This is a genomic window from Parapedobacter sp. GCM10030251 (assembly GCF_042666505.1).
Classification (GTDB): domain Bacteria; phylum Bacteroidota; class Bacteroidia; order Sphingobacteriales; family Sphingobacteriaceae; genus Parapedobacter.
Genome location: NZ_JBHTDN010000012.1, coordinates 1 through 23364, shown reverse-complemented (window position 1 = coordinate 23364; position 23364 = coordinate 1). Strand labels below are relative to the sequence as shown.

Genomic DNA, 23364 nt, shown 5'->3' with positions numbered 1-23364 from the left:
CAAACAAAACGTTAATAATTTTTTAACACCAAACACATTTTATTAACGTTACTGGTACTAAAGGCAATTTTTTTCACCATTTAGTAACAAAATATGCAAACGCGCTACATTTTCCTAATGAAATTTGTATTGGCCTTTACTGATTTGCTGTTTTTTAATGCAGCGTTCTTGGTTGCCGGTGAAATCACCCGACTCTATTTCTTTGCAGATACGGAGATACTGTATAGATACTACCTACCTGTCGCAAACCTGCTTTGGTTGCTTTCAGGAGGCATGTTCCGTATGTACATGCAGGCGACGATGGATAATCTAGAAAATATCTACCGGGCGACATGGCGCACGACGATACTTCACGGTATATTGTTTTCGATTTACTTGTTATTGGCTCATAGACAAGGGGTGGATGCCAGCGCATTCCTGGTGGGATTCTATACGCTATTGGCCGTTTTATTGGTATTCAGCCGATTGGTCGGAACCTATACGCAAGACGTACTTCTCCGCCATTTTCATATGCGGAAAACCGTTGCAATCATGGGCAAAACCGAAGGTGGACGAAAATTGGCTAATTATTTCAGAGCCCATGAGCGTAATTATCATTTTGAGGGCTACCTGGCTGAAAACGACGCATCGCTTCTTACTGAACGGGGAGAGGTTACACAGGCCGCCCGTAAGCAATTCATGCGAGCAATAAAAAAGCAAATACAAGAGGTTTATATCTCACTACCGTCAAATCGGATATCCCAGGCCGCAGCGCTATTGGAAGAGGCTGATCGGAATTGCCTTCGGGTGAGATTGGTTCCCGACTTAATCCGTTCTGATAGCCTGCCCTACGAAGTGACCCTGTTAGGCCCGGTACCAGTGGTAAGCACGCGGCAGGAGCCCGTATATGATATTGAAAGCCGGTTTAAGAAACGGCTGTTCGATCTGGTATTCAGCACACTGGTCATTGTCTTGCTGTTAAGCTGGCTTTATCCGGTGATCGCCTTGCTCATCAAATTGGAAAGCCGTGGCCCGATTTTGTTCAAGCAGCAACGCACTGGCCGCGACAACAAACCTTTCTGGTGTTACAAATTCCGCAGTATGCGGGTCAATTCCGATAGCGACAGCAGGCAGGCCACCCGTAACGACGACCGAATCACCCGGATCGGGCGCTTTTTGCGCAAAACGAGTCTCGACGAACTACCGCAATTTTTCAACGTATGGCAAGGCCACATGAGCGTCGTTGGCCCCAGACCGCATATGCTTAAACACACCGAGGAGTACCGCGTAATCATCGACCACTACATGGCACGGCAGTTTCTCAAACCTGGGATCACAGGTTGGGCCCAAGTCAACGGTTATCGAGGCGAAACCACCGACCCCCGTTTGATGGAACGGCGGGTGGCGCATGATATTTGGTATCTCGAAAATTGGACGGCAATGCTCGACGTACGCATCGTCTTTCTTACCATCATTAACGTACTTGTTGGCGAGAAAAACGCCTTTTAGGTTACCCTGAAATTTTGTTTATCCTTCTACCGGGATGTTTACATTTTTGAATAAAGCAAGGAATCTCACCAGCTTGGATTGGCTGGGTATGGATGTTCACTCACACCTGTTACCGGGCATAGACGACGGAAGTCCGGATTTAGGCACGTCCCTTTCATACATCGGGCGATTGGAAATTTTGGGATTGACGCGCTTTTATGCAACCCCGCATGTTCATAGTGAATTTTATCCGAATACGGCTACCACCATTCACCCGGCGTTGGACCGCTTAAAACAAGCATTGTCACCGGGGGTTGAACTGAAAGCTGCCGCTGAATATATGATCGATGATGCCTTCGCTACTTCCTTAGCCAAAGGCGATCCGCTCTTAACGCTGCCGGACAATCATGTGCTCATTGAAATGTCCTATGCCGCCGAAAGCCTGCATATCGAGCCCGTCATTTTTGATCTCCAAATGCGGGGATACCGCCCGGTGCTTGCCCACCCGGAACGGTATGTGTTTTACCATAGCCGGCCTGAGCGATATAAGCAGCTCAAAGATCTCGGTTGCCTGCTGCAAATGAATCTGCTCTCTCCTACCGGCTATTACAACCCGCAAGTGAAAAAGATAGCACACCATCTCCTGAAACGGGGCATGATCGACTTTGTCGGCACCGATCTGCACCATCAAAAACACCTCGCGGCTATCGAAAAATTCGTTTTGAGCGGCGATGCGCACGGTCTATTTAAAAAGAATCCTATCAAGAATCAAAAGTTTAACAGTATATGAAACGACGATCGATCACAACTTTCAGCGCGTTCGCTTTATTTCTATCTTTGGCGCTGGGCCTCAGTTCGTGTGTATCTACCAAAGAGACCATTTACTTTGGCAACCTTCCAACCGATTCCCCTCAAGTTAAGCTGCCGGTCTACCAAGAACCGGTTATCCAAGTAGATGACATTTTGCATGTCACGATCCAAACGGTGGATGGCGGGTCAACCGTGGCACTAAACCGCCTTTCAGGCGGAAATGAATCGGGAAATCCGGCTCCGGTCGCAAATGGAGGGACGCCTAACGGTTATCTAGTAGACGAGAATGGCCAGATTACCTTGCCGATGCTGGGCTCTTTTCACGTAGCGGGATTAACCACTTCAAAAGCACGCCAACAGATTCATCAAGCAGCAACCAAATATTTTAACGACCCTACGGTGCAGGTACGTTTCGCCAACTTTAAGATAACCGTTATCGGCGAAGTGGCTAGACCTGCAACCTATACCGTACCGAACGAGAAAATTACGCTTTTGGATGCGATCGGTATGGCGGGAGATTTAACCATATACGGAAAAAGGCAAACCGTCATGCTAATCAGAGATACCGGCGGAAAAAAGGAGTTTACACGCTTTGACCTCACCGATTACAACACCTTTGAATCTGAATATTTTTACCTGAAGCAGAATGACGTAATTTACGTTGAACCTACACGAAGCAAAGCAAACGCTAACAATGCGGCCACCTTTCAGATCGTGTCCCTTGCACTCTCAGCGCTATCCGTGATCACGTTAGCGATTACCCGACTCTAGTTAAACAAACATACTGTGAAGGAATCATACGAAGATCGAATTGAAAAAACGGGGCCGACCACACAAAACGGACTGGCCGAAACGATAAACCGATATAAACGGCATTGGTATTGGTTTGTGCTTTGTGCCATACTTGGAGTTTCCATCGCTTTCCTTAAACTGCGTTTTACAACCCCGATGTATAAAACACAAGCCCAGATCCTTGTTAACGGAAACAAATCCGGCACATCCGCCACAACCGATCAAAGCGGATTCGGCGGTGATTTTGGCGTGCTTTTAGGCGGACCCAGTTCCGTGGATAACGAAGCGGAAATCATCAAGACCCGCTACCTGATGGAGCAGGTGGTACAAGCCCTGAACGAACAGGTAACTATTTTCCGGCCCGATAGGTTAGGCGATGTAGAATTGCATCCCAAACCGCTTTCGATCACACTGCTATCTTCCCCGGACTCCATACGGGGCGGAGTTTTCTCTGTCGAAATACACGATGAAAAACGCGGTACGATTTCCCACGGCGACGAGTTCTCAAACACATTTCTCTTCGGAGAAAAGATGGAATTACCGGGCGTCGGAAGACTCATCATCGAACAGGCGGACCCGGCTATCCCGGTTGCCAGACAAGTTTTCAAGGTAAGCGTGAAAGCGCTTGACAGTCGCGTAAGTGATTTTATGGGCAAGCTTAGTGTCTCGATAAAAAGCAATTTGGTATCTGTTATCGACCTAAGCTTTGACTACCCGTTACCCAAAAAGGGAGAATACATTCTCAATAAGATGATCCAAGTTTATATGGCGAATAACCTGGCCAATAAAAATGCGATCGCGGATAGTACCATCGCGTTTGTCGATAGTCGTTTGGACATAGTCGAGAAGGAATTATATCAGATCGAACAAAAGATACAAAGCTTTCGCCAAAGCCACAGCCTCGCAAACATGCCGGCACAGTCGCAACTATTATTAGAGAGCTCTACCGACTACGTCAAGCGATTGGCGGAAATTGAGACCCAATTATCCATTCTCTCCGATGTTGAAGGGTATTTAACCAATGAAAACAATACAAGGGTGCTGCCGAATGCCGTAGTAACCGGGGATGTCGTATTCAACACCCTGATTGAACGCTACAATGAATTGTTATTGGAACGCGGCAGACGACTACTCAATGCCACTCCTGAAAATCCAAGCATCGTCAATTTAGATGAGCAACTGAACGGGCTTAGGCAGGACATGCTCGCCAACTTACGCAGCACGCAAAGCCGTCTTACAATTACCAAGGGCGATCTGGAGAGAAAAACCCGACAACTCGATTCGGAAGTAAAAGACATACCGGCTACAGAACGCGTTTTTTTGGATCTCTCCCGGCAACAGCAGCTTAAGCATGAACTTTATGTGTTCCTTTTGCAAAAAAAGGAAGAAACCGCCATTAGCAAGACGGCAACGGTATCCAATAGCCGGGTCATCGATCCGCCGAAGGCAGCCGCCTCGCCGTTTAGTCCCAAGCGTTCCGCAACACTATTGGCAGGCCTGCTGATCGGATTGATAGTCCCTTCCGCACTTATCTATTTCCGGGAGTTGCTGGACACGAAGGTGCGCAGCAAAGACGAAATCAAGAATCAAACGTCTACCCCGATCATCGGCGAAATCATCCGGAGTCGTTACAAGAATACGCTGGTTGTCAACCAACATTCCCGCTCAGCGATCGCCGAGCAGTTCCGGACGTTGCGTACAAACTTAGCTTTTTACTTGACCGATCCTACCCGAAAAGTGATTTTACTGACTTCGAGCATGAGCGGCGAAGGGAAATCGTTTATAGCGTTAAACCTGGCGACTATCCTCTCACTCTCTGGAAAGCGCGTCGTTTTAATGGAGATGGACCTGCGAAAACCTAATATTTCCATAAAGCTCGACCAAACGGTACGCATCGGTTTTACCAATTACATCATCGATAACACCTTGACACCCGCCGAAATTGTAACAGCATCCGGCGTCAACGACAACCTCTTTCTGATCGGATCGGGACCCATCCCGCCAAATCCGGCAGAAGTTTTATTGAACCCGCGTTTAGGGGAACTGATGCAACACTTGAAAAATCAGTTTGATTACATCGTTGTCGATGCACCACCGGTCGGGTTGGTAACCGACGCCCAATTGTTAAGTCCGTATGCCGACCTCACCTTGTACCTGGTGCGACAAGGTTATACACATAAAAATCAATTGCAGATCGTGGATGAGCTGTTCCGCAATCAGAAAATGAAGCAACTGGCCATCTTAATCAACGACATTAATCCGAAAGCAAGCCATGGATACGGTTATGGCTATGGTAGCAGTTACGGCAACGGATACTACGAGACCGACGAAGCTAAAAAACCGTGGTGGAAATTTCGAAAATAAAAAACAATTCTCATTAACGAATGGACAAGACAAGCAAAATATACATAGCGGGCCACCGGGGCATGGTGGGCGGTGCAATTACCCGTTACCTCGAGAAACAGGGATACCTCAACCTGATCTTGCGAACCTCAGCCGAACTCGACCTGCGGGATCAACGCGCCGTCGAGGATTTTTTCGAGAACGAGCGCCCGGACTACGTTTTTCTGGCGGCCGCAAAGGTTGGCGGCATTGTCGCCAACAACACGTATCGGGCCGATTTCATCTATGACAACCTGATCATAGAAACGAACGTTATCCACGCAGCCCATCGGCATGAGGTCAAAAAGCTGCTGTTTCTCGGCAGCAGCTGCATTTATCCCAAGATGGCGCCTCAGCCGCTGAAAGAAGAATACCTGCTCACGGGGCCGCTGGAAATCACCAACGAACCCTATGCAATCGCAAAAATCGCGGGGATTAAGCTTTGTGAGGCTTACCGCGATCAATACAACCGGGATTTTATCAGCGCCATGCCTACCAATTTGTACGGTATCGGCGATAATTATCATCCGGAAAATTCGCACGTACTCCCGGCGTTAATCCGCCGCTTCCACGAAGCCAAACAGGAAAATCGGCCTAGCGTCACCATCTGGGGCAGCGGCACCCCCAAACGTGAATTCCTCTATGCCGATGATCTGGCAGAAGCTTGTGTATACCTGATGGAGCACTACAGCGGACGTGAACTGGTGAATATCGGCACCGGCGAGGACCTGAGCATCCGTGAACTTGCCGAATTGGTGAAGGACGTGGTCGGATACAAAGGCGAACTGGACTTTGATACAAGCAAACCCGATGGCACCCCCAGAAAGCTTATGGATGTCAGCAAACTGCACCGATTGGGTTGGGCCCATAAGACGGAATTGAAAGAGGGTGTCTCAAGGGCATACCAAGATTTCCTTTCACACAGTTATGCCGAGCGCTAATTAAAAAAACGAAAGGTTTGAGTCCCTCAATTACACTTGTTAACTAATTAAGAAAATATGAAAACAGCACTCATTACCGGCATCAATGGACAGGATGGCGCCTACCTCGCGGAATTACTTCTCGAAAAAGGTTACCGGGTACATGGCGTTAAACGCCGTTCGTCCCTCATCAATACCGATCGGATCGATCACCTGTACCAGGATCCGCACGACGAAGATGTACGATTCAGTTTGCATTACGGCGACATGACCGATAGCACGAACCTCATCCGCATTATCCAGGAAACCCAGCCGGACGAGATATATAACCTGGCAGCCATGAGCCATGTCAAGGTCAGCTTTGACACACCCGAATACACGGCCAATGCCGACGGCATCGGCACACTTCGCATTTTAGAGGCCATCCGCATACTCGGATTGGAAAAAAAGACACGCATTTACCAGGCATCGACATCCGAATTATACGGTTTGGTACAAGCCGTCCCCCAAAGCGAGACCACCCCTTTCTATCCGCGCAGCCCTTATGCCGTGGCCAAGCTTTATGCATACTGGATTACCGTGAACTACCGGGAGGCGTACGGTATGTTTGCCTGCAACGGCATCTTGTTCAACCACGAAAGCCCATTGCGGGGGGAGACGTTCGTAACCCGTAAAATTACCCGGGCGGTCGCCGCCATCGCACTGGGCTTACAGAAAAAAATGTTCCTCGGCAACCTGGACGCCCGCCGCGATTGGGGCCATGCCAAAGATTACGTGCGGGCCATGTGGCTCATCCTCCAACAGGAGCAACCGGAAGATTACGTCATCGCCACGGGAATCACCACACCGGTGCGGGATTTCGTGAAAATGGCCTTTGCCGAGGTGGGGGCGGAAATCGAGTTCAGCGGCACCGGCGTGGACGAAAAGGGAATCATCAAATCAACCTCCAATCCGGACTTCGCACTGGCCGTGGGCCAGGAAGTGGTGTGCGTAGACCCGGCATACTTCCGCCCTACTGAAGTGGAACTGCTCATCGGCGACCCGACGAAATCAAAAACCAAGCTGGGATGGGAACCCGAATACGATCTTTCCGCGCTGTGCCGGGAAATGGTTGCATCCGATGTGGAAATATTCCGGAAAGACCACAAGACCCAGTGGGAACACCTAGCGGGCTGATCGACTCCGAAAGCATCGTACCCATGACAGACAACACAAAACAAAGGCTGGCAAAAAACACCTTGTTCCTCTATGCCAGGATGCTGTTTTCCATGGCCGTGAGCCTATACACTTCCCGGGTGGTCTTGAATGCCCTCGGAGTATCCGATTACGGCATTTACAACGTGGTCGGCGGTGTACTGGCGTTGTTTGGCTTTTTTAATTCGTCCATGTCTGTGGCAAGCCAGCGTTTTCTGTCATTTGATCTCGGAACCAAGAACCAAGCCCAGTTAAACAAGACGTTTAACGTTACGCTGAATATTCATATCGGAATCGCCTTGTTGGTATTCATTGTCGCGGAAACCGCCGGCCTGTGGTTGGTAAAAGATCAGTTGGACCTGCCCGCGGACCGGATGGAAGCCGCGCTGTTCGTGTATCATTTTTCGATCGTATCCAGCATGATTTCGATTACCCAGACGCCTTTCAGCGCATTGATCATTGCACACGAACGGATGAATATATTCGCCGTGGTCAGCATAGCCGAAGCATCCCTGAAATTGGTAGCGGTATACCTGCTCCAGCTGTCACCTTTTGACAAGCTTAAAACCTACAGTGTCCTGCTCTTGCTCATAACGCTCTTTATCAGCACGGTTTACAAGCTATACTGTGTCAAAAAATTCGATGAATCGAAGTTCCGGCTGGTATTGGATAAAACGCTGCACCGGCGAATCCTATCCTTTTCAGGCTGGAACCTATTCGGGAACATCGCCGGGGTCGCCAAAGGACAGGGAACAAATGTGCTGCTTAATATCTTCTTCGGAACCATCCTGAATGCCGCATACGGCATTATGATGCAGGTACAAAATGCGGTTAATCTGTTTGTCAACAATTTTCAGATGGCCGTGAACCCACTGATCACCAAATCGTACGCAACGGGCGACCTTGTCGGGATGAAAAAATTGGTATTCCACAGTGCGAAAATCTGCTATTTCGTTGTCTTTATGTTGATCTGCCCGATCATTTACAGCGTTGATTTCATTTTGGGGTGGTGGCTGAACCAATCCGTACCGTATGCGGCTGGTTTCACCACGTTAACCTTAATCAACCTATTGATCGAAAGCATTTCCAGGCCGCTGATAACCGCAGCGATGGCCACCGGCAACATCAAACTATACCAGATCGTCCTGGGATCCATCCTTTTTTTGAACCTGCCGTTAAGTTACCTGGCGTTTAAATGGTTTTCTTTGCCCACTTTATTCCTGCACATCGCGATCGCCTTGTCTCTGGTAATTCTGGGTTTACGGTTGCTGTTTCTGGTTAAATTGATACACCTCGACTTGCTGAAGTTTGCCAAACAGGTATTCATTCCCATTGCAGGGGTATCGGCTTTATCGGTCGGCGTGATGTACGTCATCCGCACTGCGGGCTTCACCGCCGACAGCTTCATCGAATTCATAAGTATCAGCGCGCTGCTATGTACGGTGAATGCAGCCAGCATCCTCTTGCTGGGACTGAAAAAATCTGAACGGACAATGATCTGGAATCTGCTGAACCGAAAGATTAAAAAGAAGCAAGCGCTCAACATTACACATTGACATCAAAGGATTATGTACCGTAAAACGATTTGGAGAATCAAAAATACCCCCACGTACCTCAAACGAGGTTACCGCCGGTTGATGGAATATGCCGTCAAGCTGGCGTCGTACCCTTATTATCTATCAAACCGGAAGGACCACATTCTTTTAACGGTTTCCCTGCCCGTTTTCAAAACCAGTCAGACGAATTGGGGAGACGATGTCAGCCTTGTTTTGGTGGAGCATTTATCCGGAAAACAGGTCATCCCCTACAATCGGGTTCTTCCCAGCAAACCCAATTTCGCCTGTATCGGAAGCATTCTCACATCAAGAATCGACGGAAAGTCGATCGTTTGGGGATCCGGAGCAATCGCATCGACACATAAGATGAAGCACATCCCTGCGAAGGTCTTGGCCGTCAGGGGACCGCTGACCCGCGCGTACCTGACTAGGCAGTGCATCGACTGCCCCGAAATATTCGGTGACCCCGCCCTGTTATTCCCTTACCTGTATAATCCCCCAATCCCGCAGAAGAAATACCGGCTGGGCATCATCTGCCACCACCTGGAATTGACGGACCGCAAACTCATCGATCGGCTAAACACCTTCCCCGATTGCTTGCTGATTGACATTGTTAACTACGGTAAGTGGACCGGATTTATCGACCAGCTCTATGCATGCGATTTCATTATTTCCAGTTCGCTGCACGGGTTAATCGTCGCCGACGCGTACCGGGTACCTAATTATTGGTTTTGCTTTTCCGGCAAATTGGTGGACGATGGATTTAAATTCAAGGATTACTTTTTGTCCGTAAACAAGCCCGAAATCACGCAACCCGTGTTTTTTAACGAAGCGATGTCGTATGAACAGATCCTTGCTTACCAACAGAAATGGCAACCCGCAAAGATCGACCTGAGGCCTTTGGTTGAGGCTTGCCCATTTTTACAGGACGGATCGCCCCTCCTGGCCGAAAAATTAATGCTGGAATAACGTAACATCTACCGACAATGATTCATATCGCATTTTATGTCGCTAACGAAAAAATCGCCGGGGTCGATTGCCGGGATATCCTACAGGGAAATCCGGGAATCGGAGGCAGTGAATATGCGATATTATCCATTGCGACCTACCTGACGGCAAACTATTCCGCTTGGTTAACTGTCGAAGTGTTTGCAAACGCCATCGACAAACTGCCCCATGGGCTCAACGTGACCCAAGTGAAGCGATTTGAGGAATTGCCTGCTGCGCTGGACAAATCCCGTACGGAGATTCTCGTACTGAAACACTCGGGCGAGGTACCACGGGAAGATTCCCTGCGTATGTTCGCAACGCATCCGGTCCGGATCGTCATGTGGGCGCACAACTTCATGACGCGAAAGGAGCTTGCCTATTATGCTGCCCATCGTTCGGTATCACGTATCGTAACCGTAAGCCGGGAGCAACTCGACCTCTACCGGGACCATCGCGCGTTCCGGAAATCCGTTGCAATTTACAATGGGTTCAATTTAGCACCCGCACAACAGCCAATCCCTCCTTTCACCGCGTTTAAGGATCGGCAACCCATCGTCACGTACATCGGAAGCCTGATACCAGCCAAGGGATTTCATGTGCTCGCAAAAGCCTGGCCGGATGTGGTACACGCCATTCCGGCGGCCAGGCTGCACGTGATCGGCTCCGGGCAGCTTTATGACCGGAATCGCAAACTTGGAAAGCTGGGCGTTGCCGAAGAAAGCTACGAAAGGATGTTTGCAAAGTACATTACCGACGGCAACGGATCCCTACTGGACTCCATTACTTTCCACGGTGTGCTCGGAATCGAGAAAAACAACTTGCTGCGCATCACCAAGGTCGGGGTGCCGAATCCGTCGGGAAACACAGAAACATTTGGCTACACGGCGTTGGAACTCCAGGCACACGGCGCCCTTGTAACCACGAAGAAATGTCCCGGGTACCTCGAAACTGTCTTCAACGGCATCCTTTATGCCGACAGCAAGGACTTGGCAAAAACCATCGTCAGCCTGCTGAAGCGAAACGAAAACAACCTGGATGCCTTTCATCGCTATGCCGAAGAAAAATTCTCGTTTCCGGTAATCGCACAGCAATGGCATACGCTGTTCGGCGATATTGCCGCCGGAACCGTGCGTACCGCGATAGCGAAACCCCTCAACTTGGGGTACCGGAACAAATGGCTACGTGAACTAAACCGGCGGTTGAAAGCGGCCCTTCCGTTTGGTTCCGCGTTGCCCTCGGTCATGTTTTTCGAAAATGCCGTGGACCAAGCGAAGCGGCGCGTCCTTGTACTATTAAAACGTAAAGCATGAAAACAGCAATTGTTGTCGTAGCATTTAATCGGCCGGCTAATCTGGCCAAGTTGCTCGATTCATTGGGCGGAGCAGACTTTGAGACGAACGACGTGCCGCTGGTAATCAGCATTGATTACACGGATTCATCGGAACACGAAGAGGTCGTCCGCACTGCAGCACGGTTTGAATGGCAGCATGGCGAAAAGTTGGTCATCGAACACAAAAAGAACTTAGGCATACGCGACCACATCCTGTCTTGCGGCGATCTGACGGCCAGGTTCGACGCAGTGATCATCTTGGAAGACGACCTGCGCGTTTCCCCCAGCTTTTATCAGTATGCCACGCAGGCAGCTGTGTATTACCGACACGAAGACAGCATTGCCGGAATATCGCTTTACGCGTATGAATACGACGAAATCGGCTGGTTTACACTCTATCCACGCGCAATTGGAAGCGACACGTACTTTATGCAATGGGCCGCTTCCTGGGGCCAATTGTGGACACGCAACCAATGGAACGCGTTCAGGTCCTGGTACCATCCGGATAGGGAAATTAACGCAATTAACATTCCGGACACCGTCAAACGCTGGAAACATTCCTGGAAAAAATACTACATCGCTTACCTGGTTGACCAAAACCGGTATTTCGCATATCCGTACCGGTCGTATACCACCCTACTCGACGAAAAAGGTGTCCATAATCCGTACGACTCACGGATAAACAACGTTCCGCTCGCTGAGCATCGCGTTAAGAGACCGTTTCTCTTCGCGGCGACGACGCATGACGAACTTAAATACGACTGTTTCTTCCAGCCCCTAACGCGGCCGGTCTACGTGCCGTCATTGGGCCGTTCGGTCGAAGTCGCATTCGACCTATTCGGCACCAAGCCGTTACAACTCGTAACCGCAGCCTACCTGTGTTCCATAAAACCGTGCACCAACCCGGTTTTTTCGTATTCCAACAAGCTGATACCCTATGAATTGAACTGGGAACAAGCGGAGCCGGGAACGTACTTCCACCTCGCCCGGAAAGAAGATTTTTCGGACCAGATGCCGTTTCTCCACGAAGGAAACAAGCTGTACGCAGCCCGCAAAATCTTCCGGATGAAAGAAATGTTCACGGTCTTTTTGAGCCGCGTGGTAGGCAAGTATTTAAAACCAACAACGAAACGCCGATGAGTACCTTGTTTTTCGACATACAGATTACCGGCCACCATACCGAATACATCGGTCACCTGATCGACTATTTCCGCAGTCGCCCGCCCTCCGGGCCGGTTACCTTTGTGGTGCATCCGCACTTTGCCGATCGGTTCCCGCAGCTGGCCGAAAAAGCTCGCGGGAGTGAGCAAGTACGATTGGTAAGCGTGAGCGAAGCCGAATACCAAAAGGCTACGGCAGGTAGCCTCACCCGGCAATCGTTCGCTACGCTCAGGCTCGTCAACGCGTATGCGGAGCGGTACCAGGCCGACCGTGTTTCGCTCTTATCGTTCAATGTATTCCAGATCGCCTTAATTTTTGCAAGGCCGCGCTTCAAAATCAACGGCATCCTGTTCCTTCAATTCTACCGGATGAATACCGACAGCTGGAAAGACCGCCTCAAGTATTTCCGGAAGTATTGGATTACCCGGCTGTACACCAGAAACAAGCAGCTCGAGCGGGTTTTTATTCTGAACGATCCGAAAACAGCCGACTACCTGAACCGTACCTTCGGAACCGGTTTGTTCCACGCGCTGAACGATCCGATCCCGGTACTTGAACCCCTTCATGGGTTCGACTGCCACAGCCAGTACGGCCTTGAACCCGGGCGGAAAATCCTGCTGCACCTGGGCGCGCTGGATCACCGTAAAGGCACACTGGAGTTTATCCGCTCGGCAACGTACATGGCCACGGAACGGCAGGAGGAACTGGCTTACCTTGTGGCAGGCTCTCCCAGCAGCAACGAAATGGGAGAACAAATCGAACGGCAGATCCGGCTTGTCAATGAAACTACCCGCATCAAGGCGATTTACGAACCGGGATTCCTCCCGGAAGCCAAGATGAAAAGTATGCTCGACCAGTGTTATGCCATCGTCATCCCATACAAAAATCCCGAAGCATCCAGTGGCATACTTGGCCATGCCGCTTCAGCAAACAAGCCGTTAGTGGCTACCGGTAAGGGTTTATTGAAAGAACTGATTGAAGATTATCGATTGGGTCTGCTGGTTGAACGCGTGGAGCCTACGCTGATCGCGGAGCGGATCGAGTCGTTGCTCCGTTCGGGCGACTGGAAAAGCGCTTCTAACGCGTTTACAGCCGAACGGACACCGGAAGCATTCGCCGCAACGATTGTCGGTGATACCATCCTCTCACAACGAAAGGCAAAATGAACGGCACGACGCGACATACCGATTGGAAGACCTTTGCGATCTATGGCCTGATAGCCATCATGGTGTTCTTCGCCTCTTTCCGGGCGCCCAATGCCGAAGCGGAGGCGCTTTCCTATTCGGTTCCGGGCTATATCCGTACGCTGCAGAACCTGTCATTGCCCATCGTGCTGCTATGCGCCCTGATCGCCCTTTACCTGACACTTGTGTACCGGAAAACGTCGCACATCGTCCGGTCGAATCTGGTCATTTATTATTACATTTTTCATGTCGTGGTCCTTGCGTCCGACCTGGCGAATTCCGGAACATTGGAAGATTTTCTCACCCGAGCGGTGTTTGCTACGGTGATGTTTCTCTTTTTCTATTACGTGGTTTCGTCCCTTCCCTTTTACAACGGAGGCCATTACAACGTGCTGAACGCATTTTTCCTGGGGGCTTACCTGTTTTTGCTGCTGAACCTATTTTTATACTTGAGCGGATTGGGATCGCTTTCCTGGAAAGGCCGCTTCTTTGGGTTGACGACCCATCCCAATTTTATCGGTCTTTGCGGGTCGGTGACCACCGCCTTCTCCTTCTGCTTGTTTTACGCCGAAAAGTCCAAGTTTGCCCGGATGGTCTATTTCAGTGGGATCGTGGTGGGCCTTTGGGTTTGTCTCCTATCCGGATCCCGGACGTCGATGCTGGGCGCTGCGGTTTCGATCGTAACGGTGCTGTTCTTTTCCATGAAGGACTATTCACTGAAACCGCTCCTGATCTTATTGATCATGCTGGCAACCGTACTGGCGGTTTCCTACGTGGATCTCCAGTCGCTCGACTACGCGAACCGCGGCAATACCCGCGAAGAAACGTGGGCATCGATGTATGAAGAAGCGTCGAAGCTTCCTTTCTTCGGACGGGGTCGGGTAGGTGCCACCACCAACGCCTATTTGTTTGCCGTGGTGGCCGGTGGATTGTTCGGGGCATTCTTCTTTTTCCGGACCATTGTTTCGGCCATTGGCGTATTCTTTACCCGGAACCTTTCCGCCCATTACCGCACCGTCATACACTGTGCCCTTGCCGGATTGATCCTGGTTACGTCGATGCTGGAAGGATATTTACTGGATGCCGCGGGCATCCCTGTGTTTACTTACTGGATGATATTATGTTACCTTAAATAGCTTGCTGATGAAACCTGCGGGAGCCACCGGCGAACGCAAGCTCCATCACCGCTGAAAGTAAAAACGCTATGGAAATGCAGATCCATTACCTTTAATAAACAATATTTTCTAATGAAACGCATTGCCTTATTGAATCCCATTGTTCCCCATTACCGCGAAGAGTTCTACAGGAAGCTGAGCGAGCGGTATCCACTGGATGTCTTCGTTTATGAACCGGATCTGGGAAACCGAGGGGGCTTCAGTTTAAGCACATTTCCCATAACTCCGCTAAAGTCGATTTCTTTTTTGAAACAGCGTTTCATCGCCTATGACATCCGGCCTTTCCTGTCTTCCCGGTACGATACCATTGTCCTTATGTTGCATTTCGGCCACCTATCGACCTGGCTGCTGTTGCTGCTGAATGTGTTCTTCCGGAAACGGATTATACTTTGGGGGCAGGGCATTTCGATCAAGCGGTACTTGAAGGAAATCCGGAAACCGAGCCTTCCGCTCCGTTTGATGCTTGGACTCAGCAACGGTGCCTGGATTTATACCGAGCCTGAAGCCGTTCTGTGGGGCGACCGGTTTCCGCGAAAACCGATCCGGGCGATCAACAACACCATCTCGGGGGTTACCGACATACTGAACAACGAAATTTCCGCATCCAAGGAAACCCTGAAAGCGCATTTCGGGATTACTGAGCCCCTGTGTTTTATTTTCTGTGCCCGTTTCAACAACCCGTTTCGCCGGGTTGACCTCCTGCTGGAAGCTATCGCAAAGCTGGACGGGAACACTTATGGGTTCATCATCATCGGCGATGGCGCGCTGAAACCCGACTTTTCGGAATTTGACAACGTATACGATTTCGGGGCAGTATACGATGAAAAGACCAAATCCCATCTTTTCCACATTGCCGATATCTATTTCCAACCCGGGTGGATCGGTCTTTCGGTCGTGGAAGCCATGGCTTATGGAAAACCCGTCCTGACATTCCGCCGGTCAGACCAGACCCTCCAATGTGTGGAGTACCACTACATACAAGATGGAGTCAATGGCTACATCGTCGATGATATGGACGGCTTACTCCGGCGGGTGCGGGACACGCCCGAAGCTGCCTGGGCAGCACTGGGCAATGCCTCCAGGGAACTGGTGGCGAAGACGCTACGGATGGAGCAGATGGTTGACCGGGCTGCCGAGGTCATCGAAGCGGTTTAACGGATTACTTATCGATATACGTAAATAGGATGAACAGGATGCTGAAGCGAATCTTACTGAACAAATGGACGAAGAAATTAGCGGGACAGCTTACGGTTTTCGGCCAATACCACCGACTCGTCAGGCCTTTCCAGGTCAATTTGATGTACTTCGATGAACGCATCGGGCCCGGAAAAAAGCCCAATGTCGGTGATCTGCTCTCCAAGGTCACCTTCCGTTACCTACTTGACCACAAAGGCATCCGATCGCTGAAATCAAAACGTGGCACCGTACGGATCGCCTTTATCGGTTCCGTGATCCAGTTTTTAACGGCCGACGCGGTGATTTATGGAAGCGGCTTCCTGTTCGAATACGTAGCCCAGCAATTCGCGAAGAAAAGACTCAAGCTGGACGTGCGGGCCGTACGGGGGCCGTTGACCCGGGAGAAACTTATCGAAATCGGCTACACCGTACCGGAGGTTTATGGAGACCCCGCCATCCTGCTGCCGCTGTTTTATTTACCCAAAGTAGCCAAGGACAAAACGGACTTCCTGGTCATCCCGCACTGGAAAACAGTCGACAAATATGCTAGCATGGGGTACCCCGTTTTATCGCCGCTCACGGACGACTGGCAAAATTTTATCGATGAGATCGCTTCCGCAAAGTTGGTTATCAGCTCGTCGCTCCACGGTCTTATACTGGCCGAGGCCTATGGAACCCCGGCGATCCTACTGAACGAGGTGGAAAAGGGCAACCTATTCAAATATCGGGATTATTACTTCAGCACGGGAAGAACCGAGTTTCCGAGCGCCCGCACGGTGGAGGAAGGACTTGCGATGCCCGCACCCGAGGTACCCGACCTGGAGCACTTAAAGCGAGGCCTGCTCGAAGCGTTCCCCGCAGACATTTTCAAGACGAATTAACACCATCCAATCCGCCAGCAAATGGAACAACGAAAAAAAATTGCTTTCCTCATCGCCGCCCACAGCGATCCCCCGCATCTCCAACGGTTGGTGAACGCATTGGATGCCGATGCAGATTTTTTCATCCATATTGACAGGAAACAGCCAATAGCTCCGTTTACGGAGCGAATTAATAAACCAAACGTGGTCTTTTTAACCGATCGCGACCGTGTTAAGGTATACTGGGGTGGTTTCTCCCAGGTACAGGCCACGCTTAACCTGTTGAAGGCATGCATGGCGGCAGGCGATCGCCGGCAGGTAACGTATAAAAAAATCGTCTTTCTGTCCGGCGCCGACTATCCCATCAAAAACAACGATTACATTCACCGTTTTTTCGACGAACACCGCGACACCAACTTCATCCGGGGCATGAACATCACCCAGGCAAACACCGCCAAATACAATTATTGCATACGCAACTACCTGTTTTTTAACTTTCAGTTGCACTCACCGATCCTGACGCGTATAGTCCGGAAATTCCTTAACGTAACGGTCAACTGGTTCGCCCGGAAACCCAATCACCTCCTAACGGAGCAGGGAAACCGGATGGATGTTTTCCATGGATCCTCTTGGTGGGCGCTGAACAGTGAGGTGGTGCGGTACATACTTGCCCAAGCCGACCGGCAGAACGAGGCATGCAGGTACTTCAGGTTGTCGCTGGCTTCCGACGAGAAATTCTTCCATACCGTATTTTTCAACTCCCGGTACGCGACGAGCAATCAGAAAGGAGGGGAAGAACCCTACGTGCCCTATACCTCGGCCTTCGCAAACCTGCACCTGATCGATCAGTCACTGCAGAAATGGTTCGGCCCGGAAGATTTTGAAGCCATCCGAACCAGCGATAAACTATTTGTCAGAAAGGTATCGTCCCGGCATTCGGTTGCGTTGCTGGACCGGATTGACCGTGAATTGCTGCGAACGAACAGGAGTACCGAATGAACATACTGCACATCATATCGGATATGGATCCACGGGCCGGAGGGGTCTGCCAGGCGGTCCGCACCCTGATCCGCGGATTGTCGGTTCCAGGCTTTGCCCACGAAGTCGTTTGCCTGAATCCGAAAGACAGCGCGGCGCTGAGCGACTGCGATTATCCCGTCCACGCGCTCGGCCACGGGATTACATCCTGGAACTACAGCCGAAAGCTTGCCGCCTGGCTGGCCGATAACCTCCACGGGTATGACGCCGCTGTCCTGCACGGACTGTGGCAATACCAAAGCTATGCCTTGGTGAAACATCTCCGGTCCGCTCCCGACACCCGAATCTTCGTCATGCCGCATGGCATGCTCGACCCCTATTTCCAACGCGCATCGGGAAGAAAACTGAAAGCCCTCAGAAACAGGTTCATCTGGCACCTCCTCGAACGAAAAATCGTGAATAAAAGCCACGGCGTATTATTTACCTGCGAAACCGAGAAATTGCTTGCCCGCACCACTTTCGCGGGCTACCGCCCGAAAAGCGAACACGTTGTCGGCCTTGGGGTCGACGCTCCCCCTCCCGTCCCGGCCCCGTTGTGGGCACCTGGCTATTGGCTGTACATCAGCCGCATTCATCCGAAAAAGGGTGTCGATCTGTTGGTGAATGCCTATATCCAGCTTAAGAAAAATCGGACGCAACCCCTTCCTCCGTTGGTGATTGCCGGTCCGGGATTGGATACCGCATATGGCAAAAAAGTAACGGAGCTTGCTGCCGGCGAGCCGGATATCCGATTTACGGGGATGCTCACCGGCGACCAAAAATGGGGAGCCTTTTACGGTTGTGAAACGTTCATCCTGCCCAGCCACCAGGAAAACTTCGGAATTGCGGTTGTTGAAGCGCTGGCTTGTTCCAAGCCCGTGCTCATCAGCGACCAGGTGAACATATGGCGGGAAATCGATCGAGAAGGCGGCGGCCTGGTCGCTCCGGATACGGCCGAAGGAATCACGTCCCTGTTAACCAGCTGGCTCGATATGCCGGAAGACCGGAGGCTACTGATGGCCCTGGCAGCCAGGAAAGCTTACGATACGTATTTCACCGTTGAAGCAGCTGCTGAGCGACTGAAAAAAACCTTGAGTAACGATGCATAAACCCATAGATACATACAAAGAGGCTTCCTTTTCGGTGGCTAACCGCTTGATGCGCGTCGTTTGGGGGGTGGTGTACGTTTTGTTTTTCCGGTATTCACCCCGCCCTTTTCATGGCTACCGCGCGTTCATCCTGCGCTGCTTTGGTGCGCGGGTGGGGAAGGGTGCACATGTCTACCCCGGTGTCCGGATCTGGGCCCCCTGGATGCTCGAACTGGGCGATGAATGCGGAATCGCCAATGGCGTCGACCTGTATTCGCAGGGCAAAATTACCGTCGGGTACCGGGCCATTATTTCGCAGGGAACGTATGTCTGCACAGGAACGCACGACTATACGAAAACCGGGCACCCCCTTTACACAAAGCCCATTGTCATCGGCGACCGCGCCTGGGTAGCTGCAGATTGCTTCATCCACCCCGGCATCACGATCGGCGCCGGCGCCGTAATCGGTGCACGCTCGGTAGTGACCAAGGACATGCCTCCGTGGACGGTCTGCGCGGGGCATCCCTGCAAACCGTTAAAGGACCGGGTTATTGACGATGAGCAAACAACTGATATCAACTGATAAATAAGGAAAACATGATTTCCGTATTGATACTTACTAAAAACGAAGAACAGGATTTACCCGGATGCTTGGCGTCCGTGTCTTGGTGCGATGACGTGCACGTGTATGATTCCTATAGCGATGACGGAACCGTGGAAATCGCCAAGCAGTATCAAGCAACCGTAACCCAGCGCAAATTCGACAATTGGTCTGCGCACCAAAACTGGGGACTGGCGAACATTCGGTTCAAATACCCTTGGGTGTTGTACATCGATGCCGACGAGCGGGTATCCGATAGCCTACGAACGCATCTATTGGATTTCGACGGCACTCGGAGCAACTATGTAGCGTTTGAAATCCAACGTCGCGATTTCGCGTGGAACGGCAGGTGGTTAAAACATGCGCAAATATCGCCATATTATCTCAGACTGTTCCGCCCGGAAAAAATGCGCTATGAACGCCTCGTTAATCCGGTTTCCATACCCGACGGGGCGACAGGGAGATTGCCCGGTTACCTCGATCACTACCCCTTCAGCAAAGGAATCCGTTATTGGCTGCAACGACATTTGGGCTATGCCGACATGGAAGCTGCCATGCGACTCGAAGACCTGAATAAGGGAATCGATTTTTCATGGAAAAAGGCATTGTTCAGTAAGGATTTCACGGAAAAACGGTATCACCAAAAAGGGCTATTTTACAAGATGCCCGGAAGGCCCTTGATTAAGTGGCTCTATATGGTAATCGGCCGAAGGGCCTTCTTGGACGGCAAAGCGGGCACTACGTATGCCACCCTCCAATCCATCTATGAATATTTTATCGTACTCAAAACTCGTGAACTGCAACGGGCGACGAAAGAAAACTAAGGCTCATGCGCATTTTGATTTTTGGCATCAATTACACGCCGGAACTTACAGGCATCGGAAAATACACCGGCGAAATGGGAAGCTGGCTGGCTGATCGGGGGCACGAGGTTACCGTCGTGACGGCAAAGCCTTATTACCCCGAATGGGAAATACATCCGGCCTACCGGAGGAAAGGATGGCTGACGGAGCGGTTGGCAGGGGTAACCGTACACCGGGTTCCTCTATATGTGCCCAAAGAAGTAACTGCCAAAAAACGAATCCTGCACGAGCTGTCCTTTCTGGGCGGCGTACTCCCCCAATGGTTTGTCCTTCTGCTGAAAAAGAAATATGACGTAGTCATCAACGTAACACCGCCCTTCCACCTCGGCTTCTATGCCCTATTGTATGCCAAACTGCGGAGCGCCAAACTGGTTACCCACATCCAGGACCTTCAGGTAGATGCAGCCAAAGAGCTGGGGATGATCCGCAACAACAGCTTACTGAACGGAATGTTCCGTGCAGAACGGTTCCTATTGAGCCGCAGTGACGCCGTTTCGTCCATTAGCCTGGGCATGAAAAAGAAAATCCTAGCAAAGGGGATACCGGAAGCCAAGTACATCCTGTTTCCCAATTGGGTGGATGTAGAGGCCATCCGGCCGCTCACCAAGGCCGAATCGCTGCGCGGGGAATGGAACATTCCGGATGAGGATACCGTTGTCCTCTATTCGGGCAACCTGGGCGAGAAGCAGGGACTCGAAATCATTTTGGAAGCCGCCGGGCATTTCCGCGACCGCAAGCATGTGCATTTTATCATCTGCGGTTCGGGCGGCGCCCGCGACCGGCTGAAGAACCTAGCCGAACAAGCTGGCTTGCAGCAGGTACGGTTTTACCCTTTGCAGCCCTACGAGAAACTGCCGGCGTTGCTGGCTACAGCCGACGTGCACTTGGTATTGCAGAAAAAATCAGCTTCCGATTTGGTTATGCCCAGTAAGCTGACCGGTATCCTTGCCGCCGGAGGTTGCTCGGTCGTGTCGGCCGTTCCGGAAAGTTCGTTGTATGAAGTCATTGCCGACCATCGATTGGGCTTGATCATTGAACCGGAATCAGTCGAGGCTTTGGTGGATGGTTTGCACCGGGCACTCACAACCAACCTGACCCCTTTCCGGGAAAATGCCCGTCGCTATGCAGAACAGTTTTTAGGAAAAGAAGAGGTCCTGCTCGAATTTGAACGGTGCCTTCAAAAATTGATTGCTTATGAAAACACTTAGCTTATTAGCCGTCATCCTTCTTGGATGGACGGCCCCTATTTTTGCTCAACGGTGGGCAGATTCACTTCGTATGCGGGTGGGCGCCACGACGTCCTTTGCATCGAAAGATTTCCAACCGCTATGGATAACCGCCAACCGTTTCGGCATGCTCAGTGAAGAGGGCTTGGACGTCGCCGCTTACGCAGGCATATGGAATGCGCACAACTTTCCCACTACCAAACACGACATCCGGCTGGCTTACGGTATTAACTTGGTGAATAACCAGCACTTTCACCGGACGGACATCCAGCAAGGTTATGTAAAAATACGGTATGGGGCGCTGGAACTCCGCGGCGGGCGCTTTCAAGAGATACTGGGAGAAGTGGATCCTTTGCTGTCCACCGGATCGCTGGGTCTGAGCGGCAATGCGTTGCCGATACCCAAAATCGGCTTTGCCTTCCCCGAGTTCACCAACGTTCCGTTTACCAACGGCTGGCTTCAGGTGAAAGGGTCGATCAGCCACGGTTGGATGGGCAACGAACAATCCATGAAACGGGCTTGGTTGCATGAAAAGAGCTTTTATGCCAGGCTAGGAAACGGTCCGTTCAAACTATACGGCGGGTTGCAGCATTTCGGTGTGTGGGGCGGACAGCGCGGACATATCCGTCTAGATCGCACCATAGGCGGCTTTTTTGACGTACTTTTTGTTAAGGAAGCCAACGATGGGTACGATCCCGATGGTGTCTTTCCTAACCGAGCGGGCGATCAGCGTGGGTTGATTGAATTCGGTGGCGACCTCGAAACAGACGGGGCACTTTGGCACATGCATTTCCAGGTACCTTTTGAAAGCGGAATGGGTTTCGATATCCGCAACATTGACCGCGTAGGCGGACTCAACGTTACCCTGAAAAACCACCGTTGGCTGGACCGCGTGCAGGTTGAATTCATCTATACCAAACAGATGGAGAGCTTCCAGCATGCCGAGCTCCAGAGTTATTATAACAATGGATTGTATGCCAGTGGTTGGGAGTACCATTACCGAAGTATCGGCACCCCCTTATTTCTAAATCGTTACCGGGGCTCGCATTTCCTGCCTTTCGACGCGGTCGATTGGTCGACAAATAACGACCGGGCAATGGGAAACATGAACTTCATCAACAACCGTATCGTTGGTGGGCATGTCGGCATGCTGCACCGGTATGCACCCGGTATTACCGGCAGGACCCTATTGACTTATACCCGTAATTTCGGAACCCATATGTCCAGCAACCCCATTACGGCCATGCCGCGGAACCAAGTATACACGCTGCACGAAGTGTCCGTTGCGTTTAACCGCGTACCCGGACTGCTTCTCTCTGCAGGTGTGGCGGTGGATGCGGGCGGCCTTTACGATAACGTCGGAGGTCTGCTAGGAATCGGTTATCAGTTATCACATTGATCTCATATGCAGTACACACTTTTAATAGACATATTAACCCACTCATTATGGAAATAAAGAATATCTGCTGCATCGGTGCAGGTTATGTAGGAGGTCCTACCATGTCGGTTATCGCCGAGAAATGCCCGCACATCACGGTGACCATCGTTGACATCAATGAGAAACGGATTGCC

Annotated in this window: 21 protein-coding genes; all 21 read left to right on the top strand. The window is 50.9% G+C overall.

From position 1 onward, the window contains the following. Nucleotides 1-117: 117 nt before the first annotated feature. On the top strand, nucleotides 118-1488 hold the full coding sequence (locus ACFQRK_RS21245; RefSeq protein ID WP_379010217.1) for an undecaprenyl-phosphate glucose phosphotransferase: 1371 nt from the start codon (nucleotides 118-120) through the stop codon (nucleotides 1486-1488). Between the two features lie 34 nt (nucleotides 1489-1522). After that, nucleotides 1523-2257 (top strand): tyrosine-protein phosphatase, encoded by a 735-nt coding sequence (locus ACFQRK_RS21240; RefSeq protein ID WP_379010215.1) that lies wholly within the window; start codon nucleotides 1523-1525, stop codon nucleotides 2255-2257. Further along, on the top strand, nucleotides 2254-3048 hold the full coding sequence (locus tag ACFQRK_RS21235) for a polysaccharide biosynthesis/export family protein (RefSeq protein WP_379010213.1): 795 nt from the start codon (nucleotides 2254-2256) through the stop codon (nucleotides 3046-3048). Before ACFQRK_RS21240 ends, ACFQRK_RS21235 begins: the two co-directional genes overlap by 4 nt. A gap of 15 nt (nucleotides 3049-3063) precedes the next feature. Continuing rightward, the gene (locus ACFQRK_RS21230) at nucleotides 3064-5433 is read left to right on the top strand and encodes a GumC family protein (RefSeq protein WP_379010211.1); all 2370 of its coding nucleotides are present in this window, start codon (nucleotides 3064-3066) and stop codon (nucleotides 5431-5433) included. A 20-nt stretch (nucleotides 5434-5453) separates the two neighbouring features. After that, a complete protein-coding gene (locus ACFQRK_RS21225) occupies nucleotides 5454-6392 on the top strand; it encodes a GDP-L-fucose synthase family protein (protein ID WP_379010210.1) in 939 nt (312 codons plus the stop codon). 57 nt (nucleotides 6393-6449) lie between these two features. Further along, complete coding sequence (gene gmd / locus ACFQRK_RS21220) at nucleotides 6450-7547, top strand: GDP-mannose 4,6-dehydratase (RefSeq protein ID WP_379010208.1); 1098 nt, start codon at nucleotides 6450-6452, stop codon at nucleotides 7545-7547. A gap of 23 nt (nucleotides 7548-7570) precedes the next feature. Then, nucleotides 7571-9121, top strand: a complete 1551-nt coding sequence (locus tag ACFQRK_RS21215) for a lipopolysaccharide biosynthesis protein (protein ID WP_379010206.1) — start codon at nucleotides 7571-7573, stop codon at nucleotides 9119-9121. A gap of 12 nt (nucleotides 9122-9133) precedes the next feature. Continuing rightward, the gene (locus ACFQRK_RS21210; RefSeq protein ID WP_379010205.1) at nucleotides 9134-10090 is read left to right on the top strand and encodes a polysaccharide pyruvyl transferase family protein; all 957 of its coding nucleotides are present in this window, start codon (nucleotides 9134-9136) and stop codon (nucleotides 10088-10090) included. 17 nt (nucleotides 10091-10107) lie between these two features. Further along, on the top strand, nucleotides 10108-11421 hold the full coding sequence (locus tag ACFQRK_RS21205; RefSeq protein WP_379010203.1) for a glycosyltransferase family 4 protein: 1314 nt from the start codon (nucleotides 10108-10110) through the stop codon (nucleotides 11419-11421). Then, the gene (locus tag ACFQRK_RS21200) at nucleotides 11418-12581 is read left to right on the top strand and encodes a hypothetical protein (protein ID WP_379010202.1); all 1164 of its coding nucleotides are present in this window, start codon (nucleotides 11418-11420) and stop codon (nucleotides 12579-12581) included. The genes ACFQRK_RS21205 and ACFQRK_RS21200 overlap by 4 nt, the downstream gene beginning before the upstream one ends. Next, nucleotides 12578-13768: a glycosyltransferase gene (locus ACFQRK_RS21195; protein WP_379010200.1), complete on the top strand. Its 1191-nt coding sequence runs from the start codon at nucleotides 12578-12580 to the stop codon at nucleotides 13766-13768. The genes ACFQRK_RS21200 and ACFQRK_RS21195 overlap by 4 nt, the downstream gene beginning before the upstream one ends. Then, nucleotides 13765-14922 (top strand): hypothetical protein, encoded by a 1158-nt coding sequence (locus ACFQRK_RS21190; protein WP_379010199.1) that lies wholly within the window; start codon nucleotides 13765-13767, stop codon nucleotides 14920-14922. The genes ACFQRK_RS21195 and ACFQRK_RS21190 overlap by 4 nt, the downstream gene beginning before the upstream one ends. A gap of 111 nt (nucleotides 14923-15033) precedes the next feature. Further along, nucleotides 15034-16116, top strand: a complete 1083-nt coding sequence (locus tag ACFQRK_RS21185; RefSeq protein ID WP_379010198.1) for a glycosyltransferase — start codon at nucleotides 15034-15036, stop codon at nucleotides 16114-16116. Between the two features lie 38 nt (nucleotides 16117-16154). Continuing rightward, nucleotides 16155-17018, top strand: coding sequence for a polysaccharide pyruvyl transferase family protein (locus ACFQRK_RS21180; protein ID WP_379010196.1), 864 nt, complete (start codon nucleotides 16155-16157; stop codon nucleotides 17016-17018). Between the two features lie 21 nt (nucleotides 17019-17039). Continuing rightward, nucleotides 17040-17996: a beta-1,6-N-acetylglucosaminyltransferase gene (locus tag ACFQRK_RS21175; protein WP_379010194.1), complete on the top strand. Its 957-nt coding sequence runs from the start codon at nucleotides 17040-17042 to the stop codon at nucleotides 17994-17996. Next, nucleotides 17993-19123 carry a glycosyltransferase gene (locus ACFQRK_RS21170; RefSeq protein ID WP_379010192.1) on the top strand — a complete coding sequence of 377 codons (1131 nt, stop codon included), beginning with the start codon at nucleotides 17993-17995 and terminating at the stop codon, nucleotides 19121-19123. The genes ACFQRK_RS21175 and ACFQRK_RS21170 overlap by 4 nt, the downstream gene beginning before the upstream one ends. After that, on the top strand, nucleotides 19116-19685 hold the full coding sequence (locus ACFQRK_RS21165; protein WP_379010191.1) for a WcaF family extracellular polysaccharide biosynthesis acetyltransferase: 570 nt from the start codon (nucleotides 19116-19118) through the stop codon (nucleotides 19683-19685). The genes ACFQRK_RS21170 and ACFQRK_RS21165 overlap by 8 nt, the downstream gene beginning before the upstream one ends. Before the next feature lie 14 nt (nucleotides 19686-19699). Further along, nucleotides 19700-20527 carry a glycosyltransferase family 2 protein gene (locus tag ACFQRK_RS21160; RefSeq protein ID WP_379010189.1) on the top strand — a complete coding sequence of 276 codons (828 nt, stop codon included), beginning with the start codon at nucleotides 19700-19702 and terminating at the stop codon, nucleotides 20525-20527. A 5-nt stretch (nucleotides 20528-20532) separates the two neighbouring features. Next, nucleotides 20533-21774 (top strand): WcaI family glycosyltransferase, encoded by a 1242-nt coding sequence (locus tag ACFQRK_RS21155; protein ID WP_379010188.1) that lies wholly within the window; start codon nucleotides 20533-20535, stop codon nucleotides 21772-21774. Continuing rightward, nucleotides 21761-23191, top strand: a complete 1431-nt coding sequence (locus ACFQRK_RS21150) for a capsule assembly Wzi family protein (RefSeq protein WP_379010186.1) — start codon at nucleotides 21761-21763, stop codon at nucleotides 23189-23191. Before ACFQRK_RS21155 ends, ACFQRK_RS21150 begins: the two co-directional genes overlap by 14 nt. A gap of 47 nt (nucleotides 23192-23238) precedes the next feature. Beyond that, nucleotides 23239-23364, top strand: a 126-nt coding sequence (locus ACFQRK_RS21145) for a hypothetical protein (RefSeq protein ID WP_379008642.1), incomplete at its 3' end; no start/stop codon positions are given.

Excerpts from the sequence above, each read along its gene's own strand:
- ACFQRK_RS21175 (WP_379010194.1), top strand. The coding sequence starts at position 17,040 with ATGGAACAACGAAAAAAAATTGCTTTCCTCATCGCCGCCCACAGCGAT.
- ACFQRK_RS21200 (WP_379010202.1), top strand. The coding sequence starts at position 11,418 with ATGAAAACAGCAATTGTTGTCGTAGCATTTAATCGGCCGGCTAATCTG.
- ACFQRK_RS21160 (WP_379010189.1), top strand. The coding sequence starts at position 19,700 with ATGATTTCCGTATTGATACTTACTAAAAACGAAGAACAGGATTTACCC.
- ACFQRK_RS21185 (WP_379010198.1), top strand. The coding sequence starts at position 15,034 with ATGAAACGCATTGCCTTATTGAATCCCATTGTTCCCCATTACCGCGAA.
- ACFQRK_RS21195 (WP_379010200.1), top strand. The coding sequence starts at position 12,578 with ATGAGTACCTTGTTTTTCGACATACAGATTACCGGCCACCATACCGAA.
- ACFQRK_RS21150 (WP_379010186.1), top strand. The coding sequence starts at position 21,761 with ATGAAAACACTTAGCTTATTAGCCGTCATCCTTCTTGGATGGACGGCC.
- ACFQRK_RS21165 (WP_379010191.1), top strand. The coding sequence starts at position 19,116 with ATGCATAAACCCATAGATACATACAAAGAGGCTTCCTTTTCGGTGGCT.
- ACFQRK_RS21190 (WP_379010199.1), top strand. The coding sequence starts at position 13,765 with ATGAACGGCACGACGCGACATACCGATTGGAAGACCTTTGCGATCTAT.
- ACFQRK_RS21235 (WP_379010213.1), top strand. The coding sequence starts at position 2,254 with ATGAAACGACGATCGATCACAACTTTCAGCGCGTTCGCTTTATTTCTA.
- ACFQRK_RS21245 (WP_379010217.1), top strand. The coding sequence starts at position 118 with ATGAAATTTGTATTGGCCTTTACTGATTTGCTGTTTTTTAATGCAGCG.
- ACFQRK_RS21205 (WP_379010203.1), top strand. The coding sequence starts at position 10,108 with ATGATTCATATCGCATTTTATGTCGCTAACGAAAAAATCGCCGGGGTC.
- ACFQRK_RS21210 (WP_379010205.1), top strand. The coding sequence starts at position 9,134 with ATGTACCGTAAAACGATTTGGAGAATCAAAAATACCCCCACGTACCTC.
- ACFQRK_RS21180 (WP_379010196.1), top strand. The coding sequence starts at position 16,155 with ATGCTGAAGCGAATCTTACTGAACAAATGGACGAAGAAATTAGCGGGA.
- ACFQRK_RS21225 (WP_379010210.1), top strand. The coding sequence starts at position 5,454 with ATGGACAAGACAAGCAAAATATACATAGCGGGCCACCGGGGCATGGTG.
- ACFQRK_RS21155 (WP_379010188.1), top strand. The coding sequence starts at position 20,533 with ATGCGCATTTTGATTTTTGGCATCAATTACACGCCGGAACTTACAGGC.
- ACFQRK_RS21215 (WP_379010206.1), top strand. The coding sequence starts at position 7,571 with ATGACAGACAACACAAAACAAAGGCTGGCAAAAAACACCTTGTTCCTC.
- ACFQRK_RS21170 (WP_379010192.1), top strand. The coding sequence starts at position 17,993 with ATGAACATACTGCACATCATATCGGATATGGATCCACGGGCCGGAGGG.
- gmd (WP_379010208.1), top strand. The coding sequence starts at position 6,450 with ATGAAAACAGCACTCATTACCGGCATCAATGGACAGGATGGCGCCTAC.
- ACFQRK_RS21240 (WP_379010215.1), top strand. The coding sequence starts at position 1,523 with ATGTTTACATTTTTGAATAAAGCAAGGAATCTCACCAGCTTGGATTGG.